This is a genomic window from Xanthomonas graminis pv. graminis (genome assembly GCF_030168915.1).
Taxonomy (GTDB): Bacteria; Pseudomonadota; Gammaproteobacteria; order Xanthomonadales; family Xanthomonadaceae; genus Xanthomonas_A; species Xanthomonas_A translucens.
The window spans coordinates 1352420-1367171 of record NZ_CP076255.1; the positions used below are offsets into that span (position 1 = coordinate 1352420).

17 protein-coding genes are annotated in these 14752 nt (G+C 67.7%); 12 read left to right on the top strand and 5 right to left on the bottom strand.

Translation table 11 applies throughout. The features are described from left to right. Nucleotides 1-31 precede the first annotated feature (31 nt). The 6 genes from nudE (at nucleotide 32) to KHF85_RS05865 (ending at nucleotide 4442) form a co-directional block, all read left to right on the top strand. The gene (gene nudE, locus KHF85_RS05840; RefSeq protein WP_064539587.1) at nucleotides 32-586 is read left to right on the top strand and encodes an ADP compounds hydrolase NudE; all 555 of its coding nucleotides are present in this window, start codon (nucleotides 32-34) and stop codon (nucleotides 584-586) included. Then, nucleotides 583-1383 (top strand): 3'(2'),5'-bisphosphate nucleotidase CysQ, encoded by an 801-nt coding sequence (gene cysQ / locus KHF85_RS05845; protein ID WP_284568863.1) that lies wholly within the window; start codon nucleotides 583-585, stop codon nucleotides 1381-1383. The genes nudE and cysQ overlap by 4 nt, the downstream gene beginning before the upstream one ends. Nucleotides 1384-1572: 189 nt before the next feature. After that, entirely contained in the window at nucleotides 1573-2418 is an 846-nt protein-coding gene (gene mazG, locus KHF85_RS05850; RefSeq protein ID WP_409976693.1) for a nucleoside triphosphate pyrophosphohydrolase, read from the top strand. Further along, nucleotides 2415-2738, top strand: a complete 324-nt coding sequence (locus tag KHF85_RS05855; protein WP_284568864.1) for a YnfA family protein — start codon at nucleotides 2415-2417, stop codon at nucleotides 2736-2738. The genes mazG and KHF85_RS05855 overlap by 4 nt, the downstream gene beginning before the upstream one ends. Nucleotides 2739-3038: 300 nt before the next feature. Next, nucleotides 3039-4007 (top strand): SPFH domain-containing protein, encoded by a 969-nt coding sequence (locus KHF85_RS05860; RefSeq protein WP_003472760.1) that lies wholly within the window; start codon nucleotides 3039-3041, stop codon nucleotides 4005-4007. Nucleotides 4008-4010: 3 nt separating this feature from the next. Further along, nucleotides 4011-4442, top strand: a complete 432-nt coding sequence (locus tag KHF85_RS05865) for an NfeD family protein (RefSeq protein ID WP_284568865.1) — start codon at nucleotides 4011-4013, stop codon at nucleotides 4440-4442. A gap of 99 nt (nucleotides 4443-4541) precedes the next feature. Here the strand turns inward: KHF85_RS05865 and KHF85_RS05870 are convergent, their stop codons facing one another. Then, nucleotides 4542-5468, bottom strand: a complete 927-nt coding sequence (locus KHF85_RS05870; protein WP_284566622.1) for an IS110 family RNA-guided transposase — start codon at nucleotides 5466-5468, stop codon at nucleotides 4542-4544. Nucleotides 5469-5851: 383 nt separating this feature from the next. Between KHF85_RS05870 and gcvT the strand changes: the two genes are divergently transcribed. From gcvT to KHF85_RS05885, 3 genes are all read left to right on the top strand, one after another. Further along, a complete protein-coding gene (gene gcvT, locus KHF85_RS05875; protein ID WP_284568866.1) occupies nucleotides 5852-6958 on the top strand; it encodes a glycine cleavage system aminomethyltransferase GcvT in 1107 nt (368 codons plus the stop codon). A gap of 126 nt (nucleotides 6959-7084) precedes the next feature. Then, a complete protein-coding gene (gcvH, locus tag KHF85_RS05880; RefSeq protein WP_053838778.1) occupies nucleotides 7085-7480 on the top strand; it encodes a glycine cleavage system protein GcvH in 396 nt (131 codons plus the stop codon). A 155-nt stretch (nucleotides 7481-7635) separates the two neighbouring features. After that, a complete protein-coding gene (locus tag KHF85_RS05885; protein WP_284568867.1) occupies nucleotides 7636-7818 on the top strand; it encodes a hypothetical protein in 183 nt (60 codons plus the stop codon). On the opposite strand, the gene KHF85_RS05890 is transcribed toward KHF85_RS05885, so the two are convergent. After that, a complete protein-coding gene (locus KHF85_RS05890) occupies nucleotides 7810-8055 on the bottom strand; it encodes a hypothetical protein (protein ID WP_284568868.1) in 246 nt (81 codons plus the stop codon). The two genes, KHF85_RS05885 and KHF85_RS05890, sit on opposite strands and share 9 nt — an antisense overlap. 8 nt (nucleotides 8056-8063) lie before the next feature. Here KHF85_RS05890 and KHF85_RS05895 point away from each other — a divergent pair, with 8 nt between their 5' ends. Then, nucleotides 8064-8453, top strand: coding sequence for a hypothetical protein (locus KHF85_RS05895; protein ID WP_284568869.1), 390 nt, complete (start codon nucleotides 8064-8066; stop codon nucleotides 8451-8453). Between the two features lie 338 nt (nucleotides 8454-8791). Next, the gene (locus KHF85_RS05900) at nucleotides 8792-9250 is read left to right on the top strand and encodes a histone H1-like repetitive region-containing protein (protein ID WP_284568870.1); all 459 of its coding nucleotides are present in this window, start codon (nucleotides 8792-8794) and stop codon (nucleotides 9248-9250) included. A 511-nt stretch (nucleotides 9251-9761) separates the two neighbouring features. On the opposite strand, the gene KHF85_RS05905 is transcribed toward KHF85_RS05900, so the two are convergent. The 3 genes from KHF85_RS05905 to KHF85_RS05915 all read right to left on the bottom strand — a co-directional run bounded on the left by KHF85_RS05905 (nucleotide 9762) and on the right by KHF85_RS05915 (nucleotide 13529). Continuing rightward, nucleotides 9762-10718 carry an IS1595 family transposase gene (locus tag KHF85_RS05905; RefSeq protein ID WP_284566649.1) on the bottom strand — a complete coding sequence of 319 codons (957 nt, stop codon included), beginning with the start codon at nucleotides 10716-10718 and terminating at the stop codon, nucleotides 9762-9764. Between the two features lie 142 nt (nucleotides 10719-10860). After that, the gene (locus KHF85_RS05910) at nucleotides 10861-11787 is read right to left on the bottom strand and encodes an IS110 family RNA-guided transposase (protein ID WP_284568871.1); all 927 of its coding nucleotides are present in this window, start codon (nucleotides 11785-11787) and stop codon (nucleotides 10861-10863) included. 389 nt (nucleotides 11788-12176) lie between these two features. After that, the gene (locus tag KHF85_RS05915) at nucleotides 12177-13529 is read right to left on the bottom strand and encodes a serine hydrolase domain-containing protein (protein WP_175402531.1); all 1353 of its coding nucleotides are present in this window, start codon (nucleotides 13527-13529) and stop codon (nucleotides 12177-12179) included. 317 nt (nucleotides 13530-13846) lie between these two features. On the opposite strand from KHF85_RS05915, the gene KHF85_RS05920 reads away from it, so the two are divergent. After that, the gene (locus tag KHF85_RS05920) at nucleotides 13847-14746 is read left to right on the top strand and encodes a DMT family transporter (RefSeq protein WP_284568872.1); all 900 of its coding nucleotides are present in this window, start codon (nucleotides 13847-13849) and stop codon (nucleotides 14744-14746) included. Nucleotides 14747-14752: the final 6 nt, after the last annotated feature.

Below are 14752 nucleotides of genomic sequence, written 5' to 3' on the forward strand. Positions count from 1 at the left end.
CCGACGCTGCAACGCGCCGCGGGCTGCCGGCGTGAGCCGTCCATTGCCGATCATCCATGCCTTGCGCGAGCGCGGCGAGTCCGCGATCGAGCGCAAGGTCGAGGAGTTGGACCTGGAGTTCAGCAACGGCGAACGGCGCGTATTCCACCGGCTCACATCCCCCGGCCACGGCGCGGTGGTGGTGGTGCCGATGCTGGACGCGCAGACCGTGCTGCTGGTGCGCGAGTACGCCGCCGGCGTGCACCGCTACGAGCTGGGCCTGGTCAAGGGCCGCATCGACGCGGGCGAGACGCCGCTGCAGGCAGCCGACCGCGAACTCAAGGAAGAGGCCGGCTACGGCGCGCGGCAGCTGCAGGTGCTGCGCGCGATGACCCTGGCACCGACCTATATGAGCCACCAGTCCTGGCTGGTGCTCGCGCAAGACCTCTATCCCGAAAAACTGGCCGGCGACGAGCCGGAGGAACTAGAAGTGGTGCCCTGGAAACTGGCTGAACTGGATCGATTGATGTTGCGTGAGGATTTTTCCGAAGGGCGTTCGCTGGCGGCGCTGTTCATCGCCCGCGAGTGGCTGGGTCGTGCCGGATGATCCGCATCACCGCCGACCTGCGCGAAACCGTCATCGCCATCGCCATCGACGCCGCCGCGGCGATCATGGCGGTCTACGCCACCAGCTTCGACGTCGAGCACAAGGCCGACGCCAGTCCGCTGACCCAGGCCGACCTGGCCGCGCACCGGATCATCGTCGAAGGCCTGGAACGGCTGACCCCCGACCTGCCGGTGCTGTCCGAGGAGTCGGCGCAGATCCCGTGGGACGTACGCGAGCACTGGACCAGCTACTGGCTGGTGGACCCGCTCGACGGCACCCGCGAGTTCGTCAAGCGCAATGGCGAGTTCAGCGTCAACATCGCGCTGATCCACCAGGGCGCGCCGGTGTTCGGCGTGGTCCAGGCGCCGGTCGATGGCCGCGTCTGGCACGCGGTGCGCGGCGAGCAGGCGTACCGCCGCGACGGTTTCCGCGACACCGCGCTGAACACGCGGCGGCCGGCCCGCGCGCCGTTGCGGGTGGCGGCCAGCCGCTCGCACCGCGATCCGCGCACCGACGCGCTGCTGCTGCGCATGGGCGAGACCGAAGTGATCGCGCAGGGCTCGTCGCTGAAGTTCTGCCGCATCGCCGATGGCGAGCTGGACGTGTACCCGCGCTTCGGCCCGACCTCCGAATGGGACACCGCCGCCGGCCAATGCGTGCTGCAGGCCGCCGGCGGCACGCTGCTCGCCGCCGCGACCGGCAAGCCGTTCCGCTACAACCGCCGCGCATCGCTGCTCAACGGCGATTTCCTGGCGCTGGGCGATCCCACGCTGCCTTGGCGGACCTGGCTGGGCTGAGCGGACGCTGCCGCCGGCAGCGGCGGTGGCCTGCAAGGCGGCGTCGCGGCTGACGCCGCCGCAACGCGCGACTCGGTCGCCAGGCGCGATGACGGCATCGCCGTTTGCATGCGCCGTATCGCCGCTCGCCACACCGCCGACCGCTCATCGTGCGCGCCGCTCTGCCAAACTAACCGACAGGCGGCGCCGTTGCCGTCGCATCGGAACCCGCACGTGACCGCAGCCCGCTACGACCTTCCCGCCCTGCTCGAGATCATGGCGCGCCTGCGCGATCGCGAGCACGGCTGCCCCTGGGACCTGGAACAGGATTTCGCCAGCATCGCCGCGTACACGATCGAAGAGGCGTACGAAGTCGCCGACGCGATCGACCGCAACGACCTGGGCGAACTGAAGGACGAACTCGGCGACCTGCTGCTGCAGGTGGTGTTCCATGCGCAGATGGCGCGCGAGCAGGGCGCCTTCGGCTTCGACGACGTGGTGACCGCGATCTGCGACAAGATGGTGCGCCGGCATCCGCACGTGTTCGGCGACAGCCAGGTCGCCGACGCCGGGCAACAGACGCTGAACTGGGAACAGATCAAGCGCAGCGAGCGCGCCGCGGCCGGCAAGACCGACGATTCGGCGCTGGCCGGGATCGCGCGCGGCCTGCCGGAATGGCAGCGCGCGGTGAAGCTGCAGGCGCGCGCGGCGCGGGTCGGCTTCGACTGGCCGCAGCCGGAGCCGGTGCTGGACAAGGTGCAGGAAGAGTTGGAGGAAGTGCGCGCGGAATTCGCACGCGGCGCGGTGCAGGACAACCAGGCGCGGCTGCAGGACGAGATCGGCGATCTGTTGTTCGTCTGCGCCAACCTCGCGCGCCACGCCCAGGTCGATGTCGGCGCTGCGCTGCGCCATGCCAACCAGAAATTCGAACGCCGTTTCCGCGCGATGGAGCAGCTGGCGCGGCACGACGGCGGCACGCTGGACGGCTTGTCGCTGCAGCAGCAGGAAGCATACTGGCAGCGTGCCAAGCGCCAGGAACGCGACGCGGCGCCGTGAAGACGCTGCTGCTGTTCGTGCTGACCGCGCTGGCCGAGATCGTCGGCTGCTACCTGCCGTACCTGTGGCTGCGCGAGCGCGGCAGCGCGTGGCTGTTGCTGCCGGCGGCGGCCTGCCTGGCTGCGTTCGTATGGCTGCTGAGCCTGCACCCGGAGGCCAGCGGCCGCGTCTATGCCGCGTACGGCGGTGTGTACATCGCGGTGGCGTTGCTGTGGCTGTGGGCGGTGCAGTCGATCCGGCCCACGCGCTGGGACCTGCTCGGCGCCGGCCTGTGCCTGCTGGGCATGGCGGTGATCATGTTCGCGCCACGGCAGGCCTGAGCGGCGCGATCGGGCGCTGCGCAGAAGCGCTCGTTCCTTGCAGAGCTGGCCCACGCGCCGACGCTGCGTTGCCGCATCCGTCCCTTTTAATGTAGGCGTCCGCGCAGCGGCGTATGCTGTAGGCCTGCGCTGCCTGGGAGGGCCATCGCATGCGTTGCTTCGTCAAGTTCCGTGCGTTCTATCCGTGCTACCTGAGCGAGCGCCGCATGCTGCCCGGGCGCATCCGCGGGTAGCGCGGGCGGCCTGCCGCCGCTCGCTATACTCGCGGCTTATTCATCCCCTGGTTAATGGAGCAACCTGATGCCATCCACTTATTTCCTCGCCCTGGTGATCCTGGTCGCGGGCGTGATCGTGCTGTTCAAGACCGTGCGCGTGGTGCCGCAGGGGTTCCAGTGGACGGTGGAGCGCTTCGGCCGCTATACCCATACCCTGTCGCCCGGCCTGCACTTCCTGATTCCGGTGGTCTACGGCCTGGGCCGCAAGGTCAACATGATGGAGCAGGTGCTGGACGTGCCCAGCCAGGACGTGATCACCAAGGACAACGCGGTGGTGCGGGTGGACGGAGTCGTGTTCTTCCAGGTGCTGGACGCGGCCAAGGCCGCCTATGAAGTGTCGAACCTGGAGATCGCCACGATCGCGCTGGTGCAGACCAACATCCGCACCGTGATCGGCTCGATGGACCTGGACGAATCGCTGAGCCAGCGCGAGACGATCAACGCGCAGCTGCTCAACGTGGTCGACCATGCGACCAATCCGTGGGGCATCAAGGTCACCCGCATCGAGATCCGCGACATCCAGCCGCCGCGCGACCTGATCGATTCGATGGCGCGGCAGATGAAGGCCGAACGTGAGAAGCGCGCGCAGATCCTGGAGGCGGAGGGCTCGCGGCAGTCGGAGATCCTGCGCGCCGAGGGCGAGAAGCAGGCCGCGGTGCTGGAGGCCGAAGGCCGCAAGGAAGCCGCGTTCCGCGACGCCGAAGCGCGCGAGCGCCTGGCCGAGGCCGAAGCGCGCGCCACCACCATGGTGTCCAAGGCGATCGCCGAGGGCGATGTGCAGGCGATCAACTACTTCATCGCGCAGAAGTATGTGGAGGCGTTCAAGGAACTGGCCACCGCGCCGAACCAGAAGTTCGTGCTGATGCCGATGGAGTCCAGCGGCATCATCGGCTCGATCGCCGGCATCGGCGAACTGGCGCGCGAGGCGCTGAGCAAGCAGCAGTCCGCGCCGCCGGCGGTGCCGCGCGGCATGCCGCCGCGCAGCGGAGTCTGAAGCATGCGCGCCGAGGTGGTGGCATGGGGCGCGCTGACCTTGCTGCTGTTCGCGGCCGAGGCGCTGGCGCCGGGCGCGTTCATGCTGTGGATGGGCTTCGCCGCCGCGGCGGTGTTCGTCGCCGTGCTGGTGCTGCCGGGCATCTCGCTGCTACTGCAGATCGGCGCGTTCGTGGTGCTCAGCTTCGTCTCGATCCAGGTGTACCGCACCTGGTTCCGCGGCCGCGACCGGGTCAGCGACCGGCCGCTGCTGAACCGCCGCGCCGAGCAGTTGATCGGCCGGGTAGTGATGCTGGACCAGCCGATCCAGGCCGGCCGCGGCCGCGCCAAGGTCGACGACGCGTTCTGGGTGGTTGGCGGCCCCGACCTGCCCGCCGGCAGCACGGTGCGCATCGTCGGGGTGGATGGGATGACGTTGTTGGTGCAGGTGGAGTGAGGCCGGGATTGGGGATTGGGGATTGGGGATTGGGAGGCTGCCGTGCGTGCGCGGCATCTCCGCATGCTGCATGCATCCGTTGTAGGAGCAACTGTCTTCTCATCCGATAACCTCACGCCATGGTGTGCGATCTCGTGCCATGGCGTTGAGTCGGATAAGCAGCACGCGCATGCATGCGGTGATGGCGACCTTGGCGGGCTTGCCGCGTGCCCGTAACTGTTGATAACGCTCCTTGAAGGAGGCTTGAGTGCGCACAACGCTCCAACAGGCCATGTACAGCACTCGTCGGATCGTGGCACGCCCGCCGCGGATGCGGCGTTTGCCGCAGTGCTGCCCGCTGTCCACGTTGTAGGGAGCCAGGCCGACCAGGGCCGCGATCTGGCGACGATCCAGCGTCCCCAGTTCGGGCAGATAGGCCATCAGGCTGGCGGTGGTGACCTCGCCGATGCCCGGGACCGTGCCCAGGGCGTGCGCCAGCGCATCGTCGAGCTGGCACCGCACCTGCTTGATCGCCTGGTTCATCCGCTGGATACGGCGGCGCACGTCGCCGATCTGCTCGATCAGGCACGCGCGCACCATGGCCAGGGTCGCCTGATGCAAGCGACGGCGCTCGTCGTCACGTTGCTGGACCAGTTGCTCGCGGCGCTGGACCAGCATGCGCAGTTGCTCACGCAAGGGATCGGGAGCCGGCGCGGGCGCTTGCACCAGGTGAGCCATGCGCGCCAGCAAGGCCGCATCCAGCGGATCGGTCTTGGCGGTTGTGCCCAAGGCCGTGGCGAAAGCGCGTGCCCGGCGCGGATTGATCCGGGTCACCGGGATCCCTGCCGTGGCCAGTGCCGTCATCACCGCCCGTTCGTAGCCGCCGGTGGCCTCCAGCAGCGCGTTGCCGACGCAGTGCCAGGCAAGGTGGTCGCACAGGCGCTGGTGGCCCTGGGCGGTATTGGGAAAGGACAGCAACTGGTCCAGGGGAAGCACGTGGACGGCCAAGGTGTCCTTGGCCACATCGATACCGATCCAAAGAGGCATAAGCGTTAGGTAGACTGGGGGACAGGAGAGAGCCACCTCGTCGCTGCCCACGCTTGTGAAGTTCGAGCGAACGCTCGTTCAACTGTTCGGGCTAGGCAACGAGGTCGATGTGCGGCCGCCCTGGCTCCTACACGTGCTTGAACACTACGGCCTGTCGGCGTGCCGCACATCGCTCTCCACTCAAACTGTAGAGCAATCTCCAGACACAAGCGGCTTCAGCCGCGACAGGATCTATCGGTAAGGCCTGTCGCGGCTGAAGCCGCTCCTACAACGGCGTGCCTTCGGGCGGGATCGTATGCGGCCGCCCCGAATCCCCCAATCCCGAATCTCCAATCCGGCCGCTCGGCGGCGATAATGGGCGACTTTCGCCACGGACCCGCGCCATGACCCAGAAGACCATCCTCAACGACAGCCATCGCGCCCTCGGCGCCAAGATGGTCGACTTCGGCGGCTGGGACATGCCGATCCACTACGGTTCGCAGATCGACGAGCATCACCAGGTGCGCCGCGACGCCGGCATGTTCGACGTCAGCCACATGACCGTGGTCGATCTGCACGGCGCGCAGGTGCGCGCGTTCCTGCGCCATCTGCTGGCCAACTCGGTGGACAAGCTGAAGCTGCCGGGCAAGGCGCTGTACACCTGCATGCTCAACCCGCAGGGCGGGGTGATCGACGACCTGATCGTCTATTACATGTCCGATACCTTCTTCCGCCTGGTGGTCAACGCCGCCACGCGCAGCAAGGACCTGGCCTGGATCGGTGCGCAGGCGCAGGCGTTCGGCGTGGAGGTGCGCGAGCGCGAGGACTTCGCGATGATCGCGGTGCAGGGCCCGAATGCGCGCGCCAAGGCGATCGGCCTGCTGCGCGAGGACGACCGCGCAGCGGTGCAGAAGCTGGGCCGCTTCGCCGCGTTCGAGGCCACCTCGACCGACGGCGTGGCGCTGTTCGTCGCGCGCACCGGCTACACCGGCGAGGACGGTTTCGAGATCGTGCTGCCGCAGGCGCAGGCGGTGGCGTTCTGGAACGCGCTGCTGGAAGCAGGGGTCGCGCCGGCCGGGCTGGGCGCGCGCGATACGCTGCGCCTGGAGGCCGGCATGAACCTGTACGGGCAGGACATGGACGACAGCGTGTCGCCGTACGAAGCCGCGCTGGCCTGGACCGTGGCGCTGGACGAGGGCCGCGCGTTCATCGGCCGCGACGTGCTTGAGGCGCAGAAGGCCAACGGCGCGCCGCGGCAGATGATCGGCCTGGTGATGGACGACAAGGGCGTGCTGCGCCACGGGCAGAAGGTGCTCACTGCGCAGGGCGACGGAGAGATCCTGTCCGGCACCTTCTCGCCGACGCTGGGCAAGGCGATCGCGTTCGCGCGCGTGCCGGCCGGCGAACCGGGGCCGGTGCGGGTGGACATCCGCGGCAAGGAAGTGCCGGTGCGCGTGGTCAAGTTCCCGTTCGTGCGCGAAGGCCAGGTCCAGCCCGGCGTGCTTGGCTGAGCGTGCTTGGTTGAGCGGCGGCCGCCGCGGCGTTCGCGCAAGCGATGCGCGGCCGCTGCGTTGCGGAGCATCCGGTTCGCTACACTATCCCTCCATCCCCGACACCGTCTTTTCCGGAGCAGCCCCATGAGCGAGATCCCTGGCGACCTCAAATTCCTCAAGTCCCATGAATGGGCGCGCGTCGAAGGCAACGGGCGCGTCACCGTCGGCATCTCCGAGCACGCCCAGGGCCTGCTCGGCGATCTGGTCTACGTCGAGCTGCCCAACGTCGGCGACGACGTCGTGGCCGGCAACGGCGTGGCCGTGGTCGAGTCGGTGAAGGCCGCCTCGGACGTGTACAGCCCGCTCACCGGCAAGGTGGTCGAGGTCAATGCCGCGCTCAGCGACAAGCCGGAGACGATCAACGAGGACGCGTACGGCGAAGGCTGGATCTTCGTGCTGGAGATCGCCGACCCGGAGCAGTTGAACGAACTGCTGACCCCGGACGACTACGCCGAGCTGCTCGAGGAAGACGGCCACTGAGCCGAAGCGCTTCGTCGCGACAGCCCAACCGGCCGCCTTGTGCGGCCGGTTTTCGTTTGCGCGGCACAAAAGAACGCGGCAGCGGGAAGCGGAGCGCGCTTTCGGTAGTGCGGAGGTTTGTAGATCAGGCGCTCGGGCGCTCGGCATGTCTCTGAGTGGCCGACGTAGCGGCGAGCGGGTGCGACGCGGGCGACGGATGCGACACGCAGGTGGCGGATGCCGGTCGCACCGCACGCATCGACGCGCACGCCGTGGTCGCCAAATGCTGGAAGGCGACGCCGCTGCAGCGGCACCGGATCGCGGCGAACCTCGCGTCGGTTTTTTGGCAGTCACGGTGATGTGCATCGCAGTCGGGCGCCGCGGGCGAAGCGTCTGCCGATCGCAGCAGCCTTCGCTGCGCTGCGGTCAGCGTCGGCCAGCGGCGTCGGGTGCGTTCGGCCGGGTGTGTTCGCCGCGGCGCGCATGCGCGGTGCTGCGGGGTCGATCGAGGCGAACATGCGCTGGGCAGCGGACGCGGCGGCGAGCGCAAACGCGACGCGTCCGCTCGCATTGCGTGATGTGCCGGTGAGGACCATGCGCAGCCATGCGGACGCTACAACGGCATCGTCGTCGTCGTCGTCGTCGCCGCGATGCAGTGCGCGGCGTCGCGCGTGCACGCTCGCAAGCGCCGAACAGCGCGAAAAGTTTGCGCAGTTTTGCGCATTTGCTCTTGTGCGATGCCGGAACGGCGCATGCTGCGAAAAGTTTTTTTCAGCTTGCGGACAGGCTCGCACGCACGCGCCTGGATGCCGCCAGCGCCGTGCGCGGCCGCGGGCGAAACTGCCAGTCGCGGCGGTGTGTTGCAAAAAAGCGCGGGAATTACCGCTGTTTTTGTTTGCGTCGAAGTTTCGCCGCGGATTTCGCAATGGCTGTTGTCGAGCTCCAGGGGCTGCCGATCGCGGCGATCGGTGCGGTCGCGGCACGCGACGCCTGAAAAAAAATTGCGTAGAACTGTTGACAGTAAAAAAAAGCGTGATTAGGTTTCGCCCAGCAGACGTTGCTGCGCAAGCGAGTGAATCGGATCGACATCGAAACGCGAAGCACAACTTGGACATCCGCCAGGAACCTGATGATGGTGGAGCAGGTGTCGCTTCCCTCCGAGAAATGCAACGTCTCCCCTGGCACGGCACCCGTATCGAGCTTCGCTACGGGTGTTTCTGTATCCGACCCGGCCCGCACTACGCGCCGGCGGATCCTGCAGGCGGACCATCGCCGCGGGTTTGCTTTAACTGGGCGTTTTCAATCCATAGTTCACTGACGAGGAGCCATCCCATGGCCACGAAAAAAGCTGCGAAAAAGAAGCCGGCCGCTAAGAAAGCGGTCAAGAAGACTGCCGCCAAGAAGCCGGCAGCGAAGAAGGTCTCGGTAAAGAAGGCGGTCAAGAAGGTCGCCAAGAAAGTCGCCAAGAAGGTCGCCAAGGTGAAGAAGGCCATCAAGAAGGCCACCGCCAAGAAGACCACCGCGAAGAAGGCCGTGAAGAAGACGGCGAAGAAGGCGACCGCCAAGAAGGCCGCCACCAAGAAGACCGCGAAGAAGGCCACCGCGAAGAAGGCGGTAAAGAAGACCGCGAAGAAGGCCGTCGCCAAGAAGGCCGTGAAGAAGTCGGCTGCCAAGAAGCCGACCGCGAAGAAGGCTGTCGCCAAGAAGGCCGTCGCCAAGAAGAAGCCGGTTGCCCGCAAGAAGAAGACCGCTCCGGTCGCGCTGCCGGCAACGCCCGCGCCGCTGATCTGATCTGATCCATCCCGATAGCCGTACCTAGAGCTCTCTCCCCGGTGCCCAGCGGGGAGGGAGCTTTTTTATGGGCGTGCGCTCGCCGTCGCCGCGGCGAGCTGTTTGCCAGCGTCGACCTGCCGCTGACCTGCCGCCCATCTGCCAGCGACGTGTCGCCTGCGCCGTGGCCAGTCCCCGCGCCGGCGGTGTTGCTGCCATCGTGCTCTATCGCCGCCTGGCGCGTGCCCGATCTGCACTGAATTCCGACTGCGCTGCAGGCGACGATGGCGCGCGAGTTCGCCAAGCGCTTGCCTGGCTGTTGCGGACGACGTGTTCGCCGCCGCTCGGCTTCGGCTGCGTACTCCCGCCGCGACCATGGCAGCCTTTTCGAGGGAGGTGGCGCGTAGCGCTGGTTGCGGGTGTGTGCGTAGTGAAGCGTTATGCGCCGAGGTGACGTGCATCGCCATGCGTCCTCATTGCCGCGCGGCTTCGCCCGGACCCTCACCCCAACCCATCTCCTGATGGGACCTGATTAGCGCTGTGTCTCAGCTGTCGTACGCAGTTGCTGCTCTGTGAGCCTTCCCGCGCCGGCCAGGGCACTGGCCAGGCGCGGCACCATGGCGGCCAGGTTGAAGCGGCGATTGAAGCGGTAGGCATGCGCATGCAGGTAGCGCGCGCCGTATTTGGGGAAGTCCACCGCATGGTGGGTGCCGCTAAGCGCCGTTTTGAGATTGCCCAGGATCGTATTGACCCAACGCAGACGAGGCTGCTGGACGCCTTTGCGGCCGCTTCCGGTCACGATGGCATCGTGGGTCAGGCCTGCCCAGCCCACACCGGTGAACGCTGTCAGCCCATCACTGACGACATGGGTGCCCGGTGCCAGTGCCTGCTGAGCCCACGTGTGCACGACGCTTCTTCGGAAGCTGGAGACCACATCCAGGCGGAGATAGCGCGGGCGCCCTTGATGCAGGGAAACCGCTGCAATAAACGGCACTTTATTGCGCCACTGCGGTTGGCCTGGACCACCGGCGCGTTCGCCGCCCAGATAGGCATCATCGATCTGGACCTCTCCGTCGAGCCGGCGTGACTGCTCACGATCGGCCATCGCCGACATCACTTTGTGCTTGATCCGCCATGCAGTGCGATAGCACACGCCCAGTTGCCGAGCCAGTTCCAGCGCAGCAATTCCGTTCTTGGCTTGGCTCACCAGATAGATGGCCAGCCACCACACCCGCAAGGGAAGCTTGGTGTCTGCCATGGGCGTGCCGGCGGTCAAGCTGGTCTGTACCCGGCAGCGCGCGCACTGCCACAGGTGCTGGCGTCCCCGCTCAAAGCCACTGGCATGCGTGTGTCCGCACTGCGGACACACGAAGCCATTGGGCCACCTGGCCTGAACCAAGGCCTCGACACATTGCGCCTCGGAGCCGTAGCGGCTCAGAAAAGCCGGAATCGAAAGCCCCTTTTGGAACTGGATCCGATTGAGCGTCATCGCCGTATCTCACTGAAGAACCTGCATTTCTAAACCAAGGCAGCATCACCAGCTGAGACACAGCGCTAATCAGGCTGATGGGAGAGGGGCTTTTCGGGGTAGCCGAGCCGCACGTCGCTCCCCTGTAGGAGCAACTGTCTTCTCATCCGATAACCTCACGCCATGGTGTGCGATCTCGTGCCATGGCGTTGAGTCGGATAAGCAGCACGCGCATGCATGCGGTGATGGCGACCTTGGCGGGCTTGCCGCGTGCCCGTAACTGTTGATAACGCTCCTTGAAGGAGGCTTGAGTGCGCACAACGCTCCAACAGGCCATGTACAGCACTCGTCGGATCGTGGCACGCCCGCCGCGGATGCGGCGTTTGCCGCAGTGCTGCCCGCTGTCCACGTTGTAGGGAGCCAGGCCGACCAGGGCCGCGATCTGGCGACGATCCAGCGTCCCCAGTTCGGGCAGATAGGCCATCAGGCTGGCGGTGGTGACCTCGCCGATGCCCGGGACCGTGCCCAGGGCGTGCGCCAGCGCATCGTCGAGCTGGCACCGCACCTGCTTGATCGCCTGGTTCATCCGCTGGATACGGCGGCGCACGTCGCCGATCTGCTCGATCAGGCACGCGCGCACCATGGCCAGGGTCGCCTGATGCAAGCGACGGCGCTCGTCGTCACGTTGCTGGACCAGTTGCTCGCGGCGCTGGACCAGCATGCGCAGTTGCTCACGCAAGGGATCGGGAGCCGGCGCGGGCGCTTGCACCAGGTGAGCCATGCGCGCCAGCAAGGCCGCATCCAGCGGATCGGTCTTGGCGGTTGTGCCCAAGGCCGTGGCGAAAGCGCGTGCCCGGCGCGGATTGATCCGGGTCACCGGGATCCCTGCCGTGGCCAGTGCCGTCATCACCGCCCGTTCGTAGCCGCCGGTGGCCTCCAGCAGCGCGTTGCCGACGCAGTGCCCGGCAAGGTGGTCGCACAGGCGCTGGTGGCCCTGGGCGGCATTGGGAAAGGACAGCAACTGGTCCAGGGGAAGCACGTGGACGGCCAAGGTGTCCTTGGCCACATCGATACCGATCCAAAGAGGCATAAGCGTTAGGTAGACTGGGGGACAGGAGAGAGCCACCTCGTCGCTGCCCACGCTTGTGAAGTTCGAGCGAACGCTCGTTCAACTGTTCGGGCTAGGCAACGAGGTCGATGTGCGGCCGCCCTGGCTCCTACACGTGCTTGAACACTACGGCCTGTCGGCGTGCCGCACATCGCTCTCCACTCAAACTGTAGAGCAATCTCCAGACACAAGCGGCTTCAGCCGCGACCCTATCGCCTGGATTCCACCAACCTCGGATCAGGCGCAGTTGCTGTCTTGCGCAGCCCACCAGATCTAGTCGCGGTGAAGCGCAGGTCTCGCGAGCCAGCAAGCAGACAGCAGAAAGGCGGCTTGCGCCGCCTTCCGCTGCATCCATCGGGAGACCGCCTGCGTCAGCGCGGCGACGCCGCCGACTTGGACGCGGAGGCGCCTTTCTTGTCCTTCGGATCCGGACGCTCGGCCATCATGTTGTCGCTGCCGAAGTCGGTGTCCACGTCCAGCCAGCGCTGCGCCGGCAGGCCGATCGCGCGGTCCAGGATGGTCGGCAGCAGGCCGGAGGGCAGGCCGCTCTCGCCGTTCCACAGGATCGCCACGCCCAGGTCGCGTTCCGGCACCAGCGCGACCAGGCCGCGATAGCCCTGCACCGCACCGGCATGGAACACCACCTGGTGTCCCGAATAATCGAAGATGCGCCAGCCCAGCGCGTAGCTGGCCGAGTTGACCCGCTCGCGGCGCCAGCCCGAGCGCATCTCGCCGGGGGTGAGGATCAGCGGCGCATGCAGGGTCGCCAGCAGCGGCGCCGGCAGCACGTCCGGACGGTGCCCGGTATGCGCGATCAGCCACTGCGCCATGTCGCTGATGCTGGCGTTGACGCCGGCCGCCGGGGCCAGCCGGTAGTAGGTGGGCTTGGGCATCAGCGACACCCAGCCGTTGCGGCTGCGCACGTGCGGGCGCGCCCAACTCGGGCTGGCCTGGATCCCGGCCAGGCCCATGCTGGCGTCGTTCATGCCCAGCGGCTTGAAGATGCGGCGCTCCACCGACTGCTCGTAGAAGCTGCCGGAGGCGGCGAACACCACGTCGCCGATCAGGCTGAAGGCCACGTTCTGGTAGGCGTAGCACTCCCCGGGCGCGCACTTGAGCGGGGCGTAGGCGAGCTTGTGGCTGAGCGTGTAGTAGTCGGTGTTGGACTCGACGTCGCGGTCGTAGGCGTTGTAGGTCAGGCCGACGCGATGGCTGAGCAGGTCGGCCACGTTCAACTGGCGGGTGGCGACCGGGTCGCTGAGCTGGAAGCCGGGCACGTAGTCGGTGACCTTGCTGTCCCAGCGCAGGGTGCCGTCGTTGACCAGCAGGCCGGCCATGGTGCCGGCGAAGGCCTTGGACAGCGAGGCCAGGCGGAACACGGTGTGCGCATTGACCGGCTGGGGATGGTTGACGTCGGTGACGCCATAGCCGCGCGCGCTGATCACCTGGCCGTTGTGCACGATCGCCACCGCCAGGCCAGGCACGCGCTCGCCGTAGGTGAGCTGCTCGGCCATCGCTTCCAGGCTGGCGACATCGAAGTCCTTGGCCAGCGGCAGTACCTTGCTGTCCGGCAACGAGGCGCGGTACGGCAGCGGCTGGGTCGGCGAGGTGTAGCGCGTGGCCTCGGTGTAGATCGGCGGCGGCAGCGGTTGCGAGGGCGCCGGCGTCTGCGCGGTGGAGGACATCGCAAAGGGCAGCAATGCCCCGAGCAACCCGGTTGCCACCGGTCGAAGGAGCCGGTGCCTGCTGTTCTGTTTCATTGCGCGTGTGGCCTGTGAGGTGCTGCCCAAACTGATTCTAGCGCCGCTGTTCGCCATTGCACAAACCGGGAGAAGATGAATGGGCATCGTCTTGATCCTGCTGGTGATTTTGCCAGGTCGGCAAGGCCGGCAACGCGCTGTCCGCATGGCCGTGCCGCAAGGGCGCGGCAGTTGTGCACTCCCATGCAACCGGTGTGCCGAAGCCGCAGCGCGCGGCGTCGCCCCGGCCTGCCGCGATGCCACTGCGGTGACGCCGCCGCGCCGCTGCGGGATCATGGCGCATGCCCGAGCCCGCCCTGCCCCCGATCCCCCCCGCGCGCACGGCGCCCGCCGCCGCGACCTGGCTGGGGCTGGCCTTCGTGCTGGTCTGGTGCACCGGCTACATCGCCGGCAAGCAGGTGGTGGCGCACGCGGCGCCGTTTACCGCGCTGCTGTGGCGCTTCGGCCTGACCGCGCTGTGCTTCGCGTTCGCCGCCGGTCCTGCGCGGCTGCGGGCGTTGCCGCGCGCGCAACTGGCGCGCAGCGCCGTAGCCGGGGTACTGATGTTGGCCCTGCAGTTCGGCGGGGTCTACGCCGCCTTCGCGCTGGGCACCGGCTCGGGCGTGGCCGCGCTGGTGATCGGGGCGATGCCGCTGCTGGTGGCCTGGGCCAGCCCGTGGTGGGGCGGGGCGCGGCTGCGCGCGGCGCAGTGGCTAGGCATGGCGCTGGGCTTCGCCGGCGTCGCCACGGTCGCCGCCGACCGCATCGACGGCGCCACCCCGTGGGGCGGCTGGCTGGCCTCGCTGGTCGGCCTGTTCGGCATCGCCGCCGGCACCCTGTACCAGAAGCGGCATGCCGCGCAGCTCGACCTACGCGTCGGGCTGGCGGTGCAGAACGCGGCGGCGACGCTGCTGCTGCTGCTGCCGCTGGCGGCGTGGGAAGGCTTCCGCTTCCAGGCCAGCGGCGGTGTCGTCGCGGCGATGGCGTGGCTGGTGCTGGTCAATTCGATCGGCGGCTTCGCGTTGTTGTTCCTGCTGTTGCGGCGCGGCGCCGCCACCCAGGTGGCGAGCCTGTTCTTCCTGATGCCGCCGGTGACCGCGGTGTTCGGCCACGTGCTGCTCGGCGAGCACCTGACCGCGCTGAAGCTGTGCGGCTTCGCGCTGGCGGCGCTGGGCGTGTGGCTGGCGGGGCGCGCGCGGTGAGGCGCG

Excerpts from the sequence above, each read along its gene's own strand:
- KHF85_RS05895 (WP_284568869.1), top strand. The coding sequence starts at position 8,064 with ATGCGGACGCTACAACGGCATCGTCGTCGTCGTCGTCGTCGCCGCGAT.
- KHF85_RS05890 (WP_284568868.1), bottom strand. The coding sequence starts at position 8,055 with ATGGTCCTCACCGGCACATCACGCAATGCGAGCGGACGCGTCGCGTTT.
- KHF85_RS05870 (WP_284566622.1), bottom strand. The coding sequence starts at position 5,468 with ATGCCTCTTTGGATCGGTATCGATGTGGCCAAGGACACCTTGGCCGTC.
- KHF85_RS05910 (WP_284568871.1), bottom strand. The coding sequence starts at position 11,787 with ATGCCTCTTTGGATCGGTATCGATGTGGCCAAGGACACCTTGGCCGTC.
- gcvT (WP_284568866.1), top strand. The coding sequence starts at position 5,852 with ATGACCCAGAAGACCATCCTCAACGACAGCCATCGCGCCCTCGGCGCC.
- gcvH (WP_053838778.1), top strand. The coding sequence starts at position 7,085 with ATGAGCGAGATCCCTGGCGACCTCAAATTCCTCAAGTCCCATGAATGG.
- cysQ (WP_284568863.1), top strand. The coding sequence starts at position 583 with ATGATCCGCATCACCGCCGACCTGCGCGAAACCGTCATCGCCATCGCC.
- KHF85_RS05865 (WP_284568865.1), top strand. The coding sequence starts at position 4,011 with ATGCGCGCCGAGGTGGTGGCATGGGGCGCGCTGACCTTGCTGCTGTTC.
- KHF85_RS05860 (WP_003472760.1), top strand. The coding sequence starts at position 3,039 with ATGCCATCCACTTATTTCCTCGCCCTGGTGATCCTGGTCGCGGGCGTG.
- KHF85_RS05905 (WP_284566649.1), bottom strand. The coding sequence starts at position 10,718 with ATGACGCTCAATCGGATCCAGTTCCAAAAGGGGCTTTCGATTCCGGCT.
- KHF85_RS05920 (WP_284568872.1), top strand. The coding sequence starts at position 13,847 with ATGCCCGAGCCCGCCCTGCCCCCGATCCCCCCCGCGCGCACGGCGCCC.
- KHF85_RS05900 (WP_284568870.1), top strand. The coding sequence starts at position 8,792 with ATGGCCACGAAAAAAGCTGCGAAAAAGAAGCCGGCCGCTAAGAAAGCG.